The sequence below is a fragment of the Rhizobium sp. BK112 genome (genome assembly GCF_014193215.1).
GTDB classification, from domain to species: domain Bacteria; phylum Pseudomonadota; class Alphaproteobacteria; order Rhizobiales; family Rhizobiaceae; genus Rhizobium; species Rhizobium anhuiense.
The window spans coordinates 175,032-188,175 of record NZ_JACHYZ010000008.1 but is presented as its reverse complement, the minus strand read 5'-3'; the positions used below and the strand labels follow the sequence as shown (position 1 = coordinate 188,175).

At 62.5% G+C, this 13,144-nt stretch carries 9 protein-coding genes; 6 read left to right on the top strand and 3 right to left on the bottom strand.

Annotated elements, in window-relative coordinates; all coding sequences use genetic code 11:
* Positions 1-5: 5 nt before the first annotated feature.
* The gene (gene parC, locus FHT75_RS22095) at positions 6-2,261 is read right to left on the bottom strand and encodes a DNA topoisomerase IV subunit A (RefSeq protein WP_063474269.1); all 2,256 of its coding nucleotides are present in this window, start codon (positions 2,259-2,261) and stop codon (positions 6-8) included.
* A gap of 234 nt (positions 2,262-2,495) precedes the next feature.
* Between parC and FHT75_RS22090 the strand changes: the two genes are divergently transcribed.
* Positions 2,496-3,683, top strand: coding sequence for a hypothetical protein (locus tag FHT75_RS22090; protein WP_063474268.1), 1,188 nt, complete (start codon positions 2,496-2,498; stop codon positions 3,681-3,683).
* A gap of 57 nt (positions 3,684-3,740) precedes the next feature.
* Here the strand turns inward: FHT75_RS22090 and FHT75_RS22085 are convergent, their stop codons facing one another.
* Entirely contained in the window at positions 3,741-4,382 is a 642-nt protein-coding gene (locus FHT75_RS22085; protein ID WP_082849681.1) for a TetR/AcrR family transcriptional regulator, read from the bottom strand.
* Between the two features lie 66 nt (positions 4,383-4,448).
* Between FHT75_RS22085 and FHT75_RS22080 the strand changes: the two genes are divergently transcribed.
* Positions 4,449-5,618: a serine hydrolase domain-containing protein gene (locus FHT75_RS22080; protein ID WP_063474267.1), complete on the top strand. Its 1,170-nt coding sequence runs from the start codon at positions 4,449-4,451 to the stop codon at positions 5,616-5,618.
* Positions 5,619-5,687: 69 nt separating this feature from the next.
* Here the strand turns inward: FHT75_RS22080 and aspS are convergent, their stop codons facing one another.
* Positions 5,688-7,478, bottom strand: a complete 1,791-nt coding sequence (gene aspS / locus FHT75_RS22075; protein ID WP_063474332.1) for an aspartate--tRNA ligase — start codon at positions 7,476-7,478, stop codon at positions 5,688-5,690.
* A gap of 252 nt (positions 7,479-7,730) precedes the next feature.
* On the opposite strand from aspS, the gene FHT75_RS22070 reads away from it, so the two are divergent.
* The 4 genes from FHT75_RS22070 (at position 7,731) to FHT75_RS22055 (ending at position 13,108) form a co-directional block, all read left to right on the top strand.
* Positions 7,731-9,122 (top strand): multicopper oxidase family protein, encoded by a 1,392-nt coding sequence (locus FHT75_RS22070; RefSeq protein WP_063474266.1) that lies wholly within the window; start codon positions 7,731-7,733, stop codon positions 9,120-9,122.
* A 170-nt stretch (positions 9,123-9,292) separates the two neighbouring features.
* Entirely contained in the window at positions 9,293-10,438 is a 1,146-nt protein-coding gene (gene rnd / locus FHT75_RS22065; protein ID WP_063474265.1) for a ribonuclease D, read from the top strand.
* A 144-nt stretch (positions 10,439-10,582) separates the two neighbouring features.
* Positions 10,583-11,644 (top strand): adenylate/guanylate cyclase domain-containing protein, encoded by a 1,062-nt coding sequence (locus FHT75_RS22060; protein WP_025570680.1) that lies wholly within the window; start codon positions 10,583-10,585, stop codon positions 11,642-11,644.
* A 105-nt stretch (positions 11,645-11,749) separates the two neighbouring features.
* Entirely contained in the window at positions 11,750-13,108 is a 1,359-nt protein-coding gene (locus FHT75_RS22055) for an esterase-like activity of phytase family protein (protein ID WP_063474264.1), read from the top strand.
* Positions 13,109-13,144: the final 36 nt, after the last annotated feature.

The window sequence follows — 13,144 nt, the reverse complement described above, 5'->3', positions numbered from 1 at the left end:
ATGCCTCAGCCGGCGAATCTACCGCTGCGCGGGAAGCCCTTCGGCACGGTGCGGCCGGCGGTGGCGCGGTCTGCCAGCCATTCGGCAAGCTCGTCCTTGTTCTTCGTGAAGGTGCGGCCGGCACTGTCTTCCCAGACGAGGCCGTCTGATATCGCGAAGCAGCGGACGTCGGAAATACCGCCATCCTTGTAACGCTGCAGGCGCACGCCCTTGCCGCGCGACATTTCCGGCACCTGCACCAGCGGAAAGACCAGCAGCTTGCGGTTTTCGCCGACGACGGCGACATGGTCCCCGCTGACGGGCACGAGCAATTGCGTTTCCTCGGGCAGCGCGACGTTCATGATCTGCTTGCCCTTGCGGGTGTTGGCGACCAGCTCGGCTTCCGCAACGACGAAACCGTTGCCGGCTGTGGAGACGATCAGCTGCTTGCGCGAGGGATCATGGACGAAAGCGGTCAGCACCGCCTGGTCGTTGTCCATATCGACAATGATGCGCAACGGCTCGCCGTGGCCGCGGCCACCCGGCAGCTTGTCGCCGCCGAGTGTGAAAGCCTTGCCGCCGGTCGTGACGATCAGGATCTTGTCCGTCGTCTGCGCCGGGAAGGCTATCTTCAAGCCATCGCCTTCCTTGAAGGTCAGCGTCGCCGTATCGGCGATATGGCCCTTCAGCGCGCGGATCCAGCCCTTTTCGGAAATGACGACAGTGATCGGTTCCTTCTCGATCATCGCCTGCTGGATCGCTTCCTCGTCGGTCTCAGGCGCATCGGCAAACTGGGTGCGGCGGCGGCCGACCTCGGTCGCCTTGGCGAATTTCTTCTTCACTTCGCCGATTTCCCAGGCGACCGTCTGCCACTGCTTGTCGTCGGAGGCAAGCAGCGTCTCGATCTCGCCCTTTTCCCTGGTGAGTTCGTCGAATTCCTTGCGAATCTCGAACTCTTCCAGCTTGCGCAAGGCGCGCAGCCGCATGTTGAGGATCGCCTCGACCTGATTGTCGGTCAGATCCCAGCGCGCCATCATGACCGGCTTCGGCTCATCCTCCTCGCGGATGATGCGGATGACCTCGTCGATGTTGAGATAGGCGACCAGAAGACCGCCGAGGATTTCGAGGCGCCTGTCGATCGCCGCCAGGCGGAAGCGCGAGCGGCGCTGCAGGACTTCGCGGCGGTGGTCCAGCCACTCCTTCAGCACTTCGTTCAACGCCATGACCCGCGGGATGCGGCCCATGGACAGCACGTTCATGTTGAGCGGGAAGCGGCTCTCGAGCTCCGTCAGCTTGAACATCGATTCCATCAGGATCGTCGGATCGACGCTGCGGGTCTTCGGCACCAGCACAACGCGGATGTCCTCGGCCGATTCGTCGCGGATATCTTCCAAGAGCGGCAGCTTGCGGGCGATCAGCAGCTCGGCGATCTTCTCGATCAGTCGCGATTTCTGCACCTGGAAGGGAATTTCGGTGATGACGATCTGGTAGCCGCCGCGGCCGAGATCTTCCGTCTGCCATTTCGCCCGCACGCGGAAACCGCCGCGGCCGGTACGGTAGCTCTCGATGATGCTGTCGCGGTTGTCGATGATGATGCCGCCGGTCGGAAAATCCGGGCCGGGAATGAATTCGACCAGCTTTTCGACCGTCGCATCCGGATGCTTGATCAGATGCAGGGCGGCGTCGCAAAGCTCGTGGGCATTGTGCGACGGGATCGAGGTCGCCATGCCGACGGCGATGCCGGAGGAGCCGTTGGCGAGCAGGTTCGGGAAGGCGCCGGGAAGGACGACCGGCTCGGTATTCGATTCGTCGTAGGTGTCACGAAAATCGACGGCATCCTGATCGATGCCTTCGAGCAGCAGTTCGGAGACCGCCGTCATCTTCGATTCGGTGTAACGCATGGCGGCGGGACTGTCGCCGTCGATATTGCCGAAATTGCCCTGGCCGTTGACCAGCGTGTAGCGCTGCGAGAAATCCTGGGCGAGACGGGCAAGCGCATCGTAGATCGACTGGTCGCCGTGCGGATGGTAATTACCCATCACTTCGCCGACGATCTTGGCGCATTTCCTGAAGGCTGTATTCGGCCTCAGCCCCATCTCGTTCATCGCATAGACGATGCGGCGATGGACGGGCTTCAGCCCGTCGCGCACGTCAGGCAAAGCGCGATGCATGATGGTCGATAGCGCATAGGCGAGGTAACGCTGCTCGAGCGCCGCCTTGAGGTCGACCGGCTGGATGTTGTCGTCGTCTCCGCCGGAAGGCGGCAAAATCTCTTGTCCCATGGGTCTTGACTAACTCAGAAGAGCCCGGCGGGCAAGGAATCCAGGCCATTGCAGCTGTGGATGAAGTCTTCCGACTGACATCAAAGGATGAGACAAACGTTCCGCCGCAATTTGGACTTCGTTTGCCGTTCCTTTCAACGGAAATTTAGAAGTCCGCAAATATAAAGCTGGCCCAATCCGTAGTAGCGTAACTGCAGATTCAAAACCGCCACACGCCACCAGAGGAAACACCCCATGAACTTTTACCGGACAACGCGGCTGATGCTGTCGGGCGCCGCCTTTTTCTCGCTCGCCGGCTCGGCTTTTGCTCTCGACGGCACCGATCTGCTGAAGAAGATCAATGCCGCCTATGCGGCCCAGGGCGTAGCGATTGCGGCTGAGAACATCGATATCGACGGCACCACCGTGACCTTGAAGAATGTCACCGTCAAACCGACCAGCGGCGAAAGCCTGCCCATCGGCGAGATCACCCTTTCCGGCGTCGAAGAAGACGAGGACGGCGGCTATTACATCGAAGAAGCCGCCTTCCCCGACATCAACAAGACGGAAGACGGCGCCACAGTGACGGCGGAGGGACTGACGCTCGGTGGCATCTCGGTCCCGGCAACGGCGGGCGGCGATACGCTCGATACCATGATGCTCTACGAAAGCGCCCATACCGGCCCGCTGAAGGTGGTCAAGGACGGCGCGGAAATGTTCTCGCTGCTCGAAAGCAACATGAACCTGACGCTGCGCGAGGACGAATCCGGCTTCGATTTCGACGGCGCCGTCAAAAGCCTGAAGGTCGATCTCACCAAGGCTGAGGAGCCGAAAAGCAAGGACGCGCTCGAGAAGCTCGCCCTGCAGCACGTCCAGGGCGACATTACCATGAAGGGCGCCTGGGAACTTGCCCCCGGCACGATCGACATTTCGGAATTCGCCCTCGACTTCACCAACATCGGCAAACTGAGCCTCGGCTTCAAGATCTCGGGCTACACGATGGCCTTCATGAAGTCGATGCAGGATGCGATGAAGGAATCCGAAGCCAATCCAAACAAGGAACAGTCGGACCAGGCGCTCGGCCTTGCCATGCTCGGCCTGATGCAGCAGCTGTCCTTCGAGGCGGCGCAAGTGCGTTTCGAAGATGCTTCGATCACCAAGCGCGCGCTGGATTATGCCGGTTCGCAGCAGAACATGTCCGGCAAGCAGATGGCGGATTCGCTGAAGGCGATGACGCCGATCATGCTGGCGCAGCTCAATATCCCGGAACTGCAGAACGCCGTTTCGGCCGCCGTCAACACCTTCCTCGACGATCCGAAGAGCCTGACGGTCAAGGCCGCGCCTGAAAAGCCGGTGCCGTTCCCGACGATCGTCGGCGCCGCCATGGGCGCTCCGAACACATTGCCGCAAGTGCTCGGCGTCAAGGTTACCGCCAACGACTGATCGCTTCGATCTCATGACGAAAGGCCCGGCAGCGCATTCTGCCGGGCCTTTTCGTTTTCAGGCGCGGTGGCGGGCGACCTCGGCAATGGCGAGGGCTGCGATATCAAGCAGTTCCTCAAGAGGCGCCCCGTCCCTCGCCTGCACCGACATGCCCTGGATGATGGCGCCGAGGAACCGTGCGAGTGCGCGAGGGTTCGACCCGGCCTTGATATCGCCCTCGCGGATGCCGCGCTCGATCCTCGCGGTGAAAGCATCCAGCGACCGGCGGCGCATCGCCGCAACATGGTCGGCGATGACCTCGTTTTCGCTGGCGCAGTTCAGCGCCGCGGTGGAGATCATGCAGCCTTTCGGATGCTCCGGTGCCGAGAAGATCGCCGCCGAGCCCCGCAATATGCGCTCGAAGGCGGAGACGGTGTCGATCGGCTCGCCGAGCGCGGAAAACGTATCGGCGCCCAGCCCGCGATATTGCTCGAGCGCCGCGCGATAGAGATCGGCCTTCGAGTGGAAGGCGGCATAGAGGCTTTGCGGCGTGATGCCCATGGCGGCGGTGAGATCGGCGATCGAGGCGCCCTCATATCCATGCGCCCAGAAGGTCTCGCGCGCCGCCGAGAGAACGGTCTCGCGGTCGAAGGCGGGCGGGCGGCCGCGTCGGCGGGCGGCGGGATTTTTCGTGTCAGCGCTATTTTTCACAATGATCACTCTAGAAATTCGAAGCGTCCTGCTATATTCAGGAACGGTCATTGTGATTATAGGAGATTTAATCTGATGAGTCTTCCCCTCGAAACGGCGGATGCCGACAGGAATTCATCCCTTGCCGCAGCGGTCGATGCGGCAATCACAAGCGCGCTTACCGAACAACGGCTGGTTGGAACGGTGGTGCTTATCGCCCGCGACGGAGAGATCGTCCATCGCCGCGCCGCCGGCCTTGCCGATCGCGAAAACGGTTTGGCCATGCGCGAGGACACGATCTTCAGGCTCGCCTCCATTACCAAGCCGATCGTCACCATCGCCGCGATGCGGCTCGTCGAGCAGGGAAGAATCGGGCTCGACGACGCGGTGACGCAATGGCTACCGGACTTCCGTCCAAGGCTGCCCGATGGTGGCGAAGCAACCATTCGCATCCGCCACCTGCTGACCCATACATCAGGGCTCGGCTACAGCTTCTCCGAAGAGGATGGCGGCCCTTATATCAGCGCCGGCGTTTCCGACGGCCTCGACGAACCGGGACTGCCGCTGGCCGAAAACCTGCGGCGGATCGCCAGCGTGCCGCTGCGCTTCGCGCCGGGCAGCGACTGGCAATATTCCGTCGCCATGGATGTTCTCGGCGGCGTCATCGAGGCGGAAACCGGCGTGCCGCTCGGCGACGCCGTCGCTGATCTGGTGACGAAACCGCTCGGTCTTGCCGATACCGCGTTTTCGGTTCGCGACCGCAGCCGGCTGGCGGCAGCCTATATGGATGCGTCACCGGAACCGGCGCTGATGGGCGAGAATGCGCTGGTGATGTCGCTGATGGGTCCCATCCGCTTCGCGCCGAACCGCATCTTCGACCCCGCCTCCTATCATTCAGGCGGCGCCGGCATGGCGGGAACGGCGGGTGACGTGCTCGCCATCCTCGACGCCATCCGCAGGGGCGGCGTCCCGCTGGTCTCGAGCGAAACCGTAGGGATGATGACGACCGACCAGGCCGGCGGGCGCCGCCAGCAGCACGAGCCCGGTTCCGGCTTCGGTTTCGGCTGGTCCGTTATCACCAATCCGGCCGAGGCAGGCGTCCCCTTCCCCAAGGGCACGCTGAAATGGGGCGGCGTCTACGGCCATAGCTGGTTCGTCGACCCGGTCAACCGGCTGACCGTCGTGGCGCTGACCAACACGACGCTGGAGGGCATGTGGGGCAAGTTCACAGTCGATCTTCGCGAGGCGATCTACGCGGCATTGTGAGCGAGTGAAACAAGCAAAAAGCCCGGCAGTTGAAGCCGCCGGGCTTTGCATGCGAGCCGAGAAGAACTCTCAGTCTTTCTTCACCGGCGGGATCGGCCGGATCGAGAGTTCGCGCAGCTGTGTCGGGGTTGCCGGGCTCGGCGCCCCCATCAAGAGGTCCTGGGCCTGCTGGTTCATCGGGAACAGCGAGATCTCGCGCAGGTTCTTCGCGCCGACGAGCAGCATGACGATACGGTCGATGCCGAAGGCAGCGCCGCCATGCGGAGGCGCGCCGTACTGGAAGGCGCGGTAGAGGCCGCCGAAACGGTCTTCGACATCCTGCTGGCTGAGGCCGACCTTCTCGAAGGCGGCGACCATGGTTTCCGGCGACTGGTTGCGGATCGAGCCCGAGGCGATTTCGAAGCCGTTGCAGACGGCATCGTACTGGAACGCCTTGATCGTCAGCGGATCCTGGTTCTGCAGCGCTTCGAGACCGCCCTGCGGCATCGAGAACGGATTGTGGGCGAAGTCGACCTTCTTGTCTTCCTCGCTCCACTCGAAGAAGGGGAAGTCGACGATCCAGCACAGTTCGAAGCGGTCGCGGTCGACGAGGTTCAGTTCTTCGCCAGCCTTGGTGCGCGCCTCGCCGGCGAACTTGTAGAATTTTTCCGGCTCGCCGGCGACGAAGAAGCAGGCGTCGCCATCACCGAGACCGAGCTGGGTGCGGATCGCGTCGGTGCGCTCCTCGCCGATGTTCTTGGCAAGCGGACCTGCCCCTTCGAGCTTGTCGTTCTCGCTGCGCCAGAAGATGTAGCCGAGGCCGGGCTGGCCCTGGCTCTGCGCCCAGGCGTTCATGCGGTCGCAGAAGGCGCGCGAGCCGCCGGTCTTTGCCGGGATCGCCCAGATCTCAACCTTCGGGTTGGAGGCGATCATGCCGGCGAAGACCTTGAAGCCGGAGCCGGCAAAATGCTCGGTCACCGCTTCCATGACGATCGGATTGCGCAGGTCCGGCTTGTCCGAACCATATTTGCGGATCGCCTCGTCATAGGGAATGCGCGGCCATTCCTTGGTGACCGGCTTGCCTTCGGCGAATTCCTCGAAAATGTTGGTCATCAGCGGACCCATCGTGTTCCAGACGTCTTCCTGGGTCACGAAGCTCATTTCGAGGTCGAGCTGGTAGAATTCGCCCGGCAGGCGGTCGGCGCGCGGGTCTTCGTCGCGGAAGCACGGCGCGATCTGGAAGTAGCGGTCGAAGCCTGCGACCATCAGCAGCTGCTTGTACTGCTGCGGCGCCTGCGGCAGCGCGTAGAAGGTGCCGGGATGGATGCGCGAGGGCACGAGGAAGTCGCGCGCGCCTTCCGGCGAGGAGGCCGTCAGGATCGGCGTCGTATATTCGGTGAAGCCGACATTGCCCATTTCGCGGCGCATGGCGGAGATGACCTGGGTGCGCTTGACGATGTTCCGGTGCAGCGTTTCGCGGCGAAGATCGAGGAAACGATACTTGAGGCGGACGTCCTCGGGATAGTCCGGCTCGCCGAAGACCGGCAGCGGCAATTCCTTGGCGGCGGAGAGGACTTCGATCTCCTGCGCGTAGAGCTCGATCTCGCCGGTCGCCATGGTTTTGTTGACGGTGTCTTCGGTACGGGCCTTGACGAGACCGTCGATGCGGATGACCCATTCGCCGCGGACGGTTTCCGCCATCTTGAAGGCCGGGCTGTCGGGATCGGCGACGACCTGGGTGATGCCGTAATGGTCGCGAAGGTCGATGAAGAGAACGCCGCCATGGTCGCGAACGCGGTGGACCCAGCCGGAAATGCGGACGGTCGAGCCGACATCCGTCTTGCGGAGTGCGGCGCATGTGTGGCTGCGATAGCGATGCATGATGTCAAATCCTGGCATGTACTGAGACGGCAGCAAGGGTTTCAGGACCCTCAAGCGCCGACAAGAAAATCGGGCGGAAAAGCGCATGGACGCTCCGATTTGTCAAGGCTTGGCGCACGCGGCCGGGCGTTTGACACGCGTTTATGGCGAGGCGGCGGCCGCCATGCTGCGGCAGTTTGGCCGCGCTTGCCGTATTGCTGAAGCTACCGGTCAACTTTAAAAGGATCGGCATTCTGACCGTGGAGCGTCCGCATGCCTCTGCTTACCCGCCGCAACCTCTTGAAGGCATCCGCCGTCGCGGGCGCTTATGGCGCCGGCATTGGCATTGCCGGCAAATTCGGGCTTGCCGAGGCAGCTCCCGAGCCGCAGTTGCTGACGGCGGTAAAGACCGAGGCCATGCTGACCGAGGCGGGACCGACCAGGGATATCATGAGCTGGGGCCACGACGGCATGCCGCCGGTTTTGAGGATGACCAAGGGACGCCCTTATGCGGCGCGGCTGAAAAACGGGCTCGACGAGCCGACCACGATCCACTGGCACGGGCTTCGCATCGACAACCGCATGGACGGCGTACCGTTCATGACGCAGCCCTACATCTATACCGGCGACAGCTTCGATTATGCCTTCACGCCACCCGATGCCGGCACCTTCTGGTATCATCCGCATTGCAACACGCTGACGCAGATGGGGCACGGCATGACCGGCGTCATCGTCGTCGAGGACCCAGCCGATCCGGGGTTCGATGCCGAAGTGGTGCTGAACCTGCGTGACTGGCGGCTCGGCGGCGACGGGCAATTCATCGCTCCCTTCCGGCCGCGCGACGCGGCCAAGACCGGCACCTACGGCACGGTGCGCACGGCCAACTGGCACCAGGAACCGCAATATGACGCGCCGGCCGGCGGGCTGGTGCGGCTGCGCATCGCGGTCACCGACGTGACGCGGATCTTCTCGCTGAAGATGGAAGGCGCCGATGCGACGGTGATTGCGATCGACGGCAATCCGGTGCCGACGCGTTTTCCCCTCGACCTCCTGCAGATCGGGCCGGGTCAACGGCTCGATCTTGCCGTGCGCATGCCGGATAGCGAAGGCGCGGTCGCGACGCTGGAAGATATCCGCGGCACGACGCCGAAGACGATCGCCAGCCTGCGCGCGGTCGGATCATCATTGAAGCGCGATATCGGCGATCTCGGGCCGCTTGTCGAAAATCCGGTGCCGAAGGCCGATCTTTCCACCGCCGAACAGATCCCGCTGGTGCTGAGCGCCACCGCCGAGAATGCCGCCGTCGAAAGCATCTGCGGCACGCTCGGCTACAGTTTCTGGGCCATCAACAAGGTGCCGTGGCCGGGCGACACGCCCGATCCGACGGCGCCGCTTGCGGAATTGAAGCTCGGCAGGAGCTATGTCTTCAATCTGGAGAACACCACGCCGCATACGCATCCGATCCATCTGCACGGGATGAGCTTCACGGTGATCTCCTCCTCGACGCGGGAGGTGATGCCGCTCACCTCCGATACCTATCTCATCCAACCGGACGAGAAGGTGCAGCTCGCCTTCGTCGCCGACAATCCCGGCGACTGGCTGCTGCATTGCCATATCATCGAGCATCAGAAGACGGGGATGACGAGTTATCTCAGGGTGAGCTGAGACCGCGCGCCTTCACGATCGTGGCCGCGCGTCGCGCCGTGGTTCGCCCTTGCCTCAGTTTGGACGTGATTCTTCGCCAGCAATGCTCGAAGCGTATGCTGTTGTATTGACATATCGAACCGAAAGGAGAAGGAAGGTTCAACCGACCTTTTCCTTGCGAATGAAATGATATGATCGAAACCACCGCCGATTTGGCGGCCGCCTGCAAAGAGCTGGCCAAGTCCGACTTCATCACCATCGACACCGAATTCCTGCGCGAGACGACCTTCTGGCCGGAGCTCTGCCTGATCCAGATGGCAAGCCCGACGACCGAAGTTCTCGTCGATCCGCTGGCCAAGGGCATCGATCTCGCCCCCTTCTTCGAGCTGATGGCCGATACGAAGGTGCTGAAGGTCTTTCATGCGGCGCGCCAGGACATTGAAATCATCTTCAATCGCGGCAATCTCATTCCGCATCCGATCTTCGACACGCAGGTCGCCGCCATGGTCTGCGGCTTCGGCGACAGCGTCTCCTACGATCAACTGGTCAGCCGCATCAAGAGTGTCCATATCGACAAGTCGTCGCGCTTCACCGACTGGAGCCGCCGGCCGCTCTCCGACAAGCAGCTGGAATATGCGCTGGCCGACGTCACCCACCTGCGCGACGTCTACCTGTCGCTGAAGGCGGAGCTCGATCGCGAAGGCCGCACCTCCTGGCTCTCCGAGGAAATGGACATTCTCGAGGCGCGCGAAACCTACGACATGCATCCCGACGATGCCTGGCAGCGATTGAAGATGCGCCTGCGCAAGCCGCAGGAGCTGGCGATCCTGAAATATGTCGCCGCCTGGCGCGAACGCGAGGCCCGCGCCCGCAACGTGCCGCGGTCGCGCGTGCTGAAGGACGATGCGATCTACGAGATCGCCCAGCAGCAGCCCAAGGATACCGAGGCGCTGGGCCGGTTGCGCACCATTCCGAAAGGCTGGGAGCGCTCGACTTCCGGCGCCGCTGTTATCGAGGCCGTCAACGCGGCGCTTGCTCTTCCGAAGGCCGATATGCCGCACGCACCACGCCAGGCGCAGGCGCCCGAAGGGGCCGCTGCCGCCGTCGAACTGCTCAAGGTGCTGTTGAAGCTGATTTCGGAAAAACACGGCGTGGCGCCGAAGGTGATCGCCAACAGCGAGGATCTCGACAGGATCGCCGCCGAGGGCGAAAAGGCCGATGTCGCGGCCCTCAGCGGCTGGCGGCGCGATCTTTTCGGCGAGCCGGCGCTGCGGCTGATCCAGGGCGACATCGCTCTGCGCTTCGTCGACCGGAAGGTCGAAACCGTCAGCCTCTGAGGTTGGATAGATTATGCAGCACTTCCAAGGGCTGCATCGTGCTTCACGCGTCCGAACGACGCGGCGCCGTCGTTTCGAATTCGCTTGACGGTTGGTTCCGGCCGGAAACAATGGCTGGGTGAAACATCACGGCGCAGAGGCGGCATGCGGGAAATATCTCCGACGCAGAATTGGATCCTGATCGCGATCGTCCTCGCGGCCAGCGGCGTCATCTATGATTCCATGTTCTATTCCAACCAGACGCCCGTCATCGGAGCGATCTTCGCGCTTTTCATCGGCATGCCGATCATCGCTTTCGAGCGTAAGGTGCTGTTGCGCACGCTCTACAGGCGCATCCAAAAGCTGCCGACTTTCGCCTTCATCATCACCGAGCTGGTGATCTATGAGATCCTGATGAGCATCGGCTTTGCCTGCGCGGGCCTGCTGCTCTGGTCGGTCGGCATGCTGAAGCCGCCGTCGCTCCTCGATCTCGTCATCATGCCGTTCGAGGTCTTCCTCTATGCGCTGGCGGTCTGCGCCTTGATGATCTTCGTCCTGCGTGTGCGAGAACTGCTCGGCCGCGACGTTTTCCTCAGCATGCTCGTCAGCCGCTACCGCAATCCGGTCAGGGAAGAACGTGTCTTCCTGTTCATCGATCTCGTCGATTCGACGGCCTTTGCCGAAAAGCACGGTGACCTCAGGGCGCAGCAGCTGCTGAGCTCGCTGTTTGCGACCTTCGCCGAGCCCGTCAGGCGTCACAAGGGCATGATCAACGACTATGTCGGGGATGCCGCGATCATCACCTGGCCGCTTGCCCGTGGTGTCAAGAATGCGCGCTGCGTGCGCTGCATCTTCGACATTCTCGCCGATATCGACGCCAATGCCGCCGGCTGGCGGAAAAATTACGGCCAGGTGCCGAAGCTGCGCGCCGCCCTTCACGGCGGCGAGATCATCACCGCCGAAGTCGGCGTCGACCATCACAAAATCAGCTATTTCGGCGATACGGTGAACACCACCGCTCGGCTGGAAACCCTCTGCCGCAGTCTGAACCGGCCGGTGCTGATCTCCGCCGAGCTTGCCCGGCGCATGGAGTTTCCCGACAACATCTCCTGCGAAGATCTCGGCACCCATGCCGTCAGGGGCCGCGGCCAGGCGCTTGGCGTCATGGCGCTTTCCTCACGCGCGGTGACCGTCCTGAACACGCCCGCCGTCATTCTGCACGGCTGAGCAGCGGTTCGGCCGCACGTCACCAAAGCTTCACCCAACCGTCAATTCGCTGACATCAAAGCCCTGCTAAGCGGAAAGCATTCGCATCCGTTCCACGGGGATATTATGAAGACCGTCCTTTTTGCTTCCGTATCGCTTTTCATCCTGGTCGCGACCTCCGCTGCGGCCGACCAGCAGCAGTTTCCGGCCAAGCTCGCCGGCCAGGCGATCCTGCCTGCCAACACCATGGTTCCGGCACCGGCCGATGCCCCCGAATTCCTCAAGCATTCCGGCAAGTTCACGACGGCGGACCGCAAGCGCACCGAAGCGCTCGGCACCGTTCCCGGCAAGGACGGCGCCCGCATCACCGATCTGAAGCTTCCCTTCAACGGCCAGCCGATCCAGGGTTTTTCCGGCATCAAGACGATGACCGACGGCACCTTCTGGACGCTCTCCGACAACGGCTTCGGCTCGAAGGCCAACTCGTCCGACTCCATGCTCTTCCTGCACCAGATGAAGTTCGACTGGGCCGGCAACAAGGCTGATGTCGTCAAGAACCTCTTCCTCTCCGACCCCAACAAGATCGCTCCGTTCCCGATCGTGCTCGAAGGCACCGACACGCGCTACCTCACCGGCGCCGACTTCGATATCGAATCGATCCAGCCGGTTGCCGACGGCTTCTGGCTCGGCGACGAATTCGGTCCCTACATCCTGAAATTCGACCCGTCAGGCCGCCTGACCGACGTCATCCCGACGACGCTCGACGGCAAGCCGGTGCTTTCGCCCGACAATCCGCTGATCCAGCTGCCGGGCAACCCGGCCGCGAAGATGCCGGTCTTCAACCTGAAGCGCTCCGGCGGCTTCGAAGGCCTCGCCATGTCGAAGGATGGTTCCAAGCTCTACGGCCTACTCGAAGGCGCCATCTACAAGGATGACGGCACGATGGAAACGGTCGATGGCCACACCGCCATCCGCGTTATCGAATTCGACGTCGCCGCCAAGAAGTGGACCGGCCGCAGCTGGCTCTATCCGTTCGAAGACAAGGGCGTGTCGATCGGCGACTTCAACATGCTCGACGACACGACCGCTCTCGTCATCGAGCGCGACAGCGGCGCCGGCGCCAAGGACAAGGCCTGCGCCGACCCCAAGCAGCCGAAGCCGGATTGCTTCGAGGCTCCGGCCGAACTGAAGCGCGTCTACAAGATCGAGTTCAACGATGCCAATGTCGGCAAGGCCGTCCGCAAGATCGGCTATATCGACCTCCTCAATATCCAGGACCCCGACAACAAGAAGAAGGCCGGCAGCAAGGACGGCGTCTACGACATGCCGTTCGTGACGATCGAAAACGTCGACCGCGTCGACGCCACGCACATCATCATCGGCAACGACAACAACCTGCCCTTCTCGGCCGGCCGCGCCGTCGACAAGGCCGACAATAACGAGTTCAGCCTGCTTGAGGTCGGCGAGTTTTTGAACGCGAAGTAATTCGGGTTTGATGTGAGATAGAGAGGGCGGTACGTA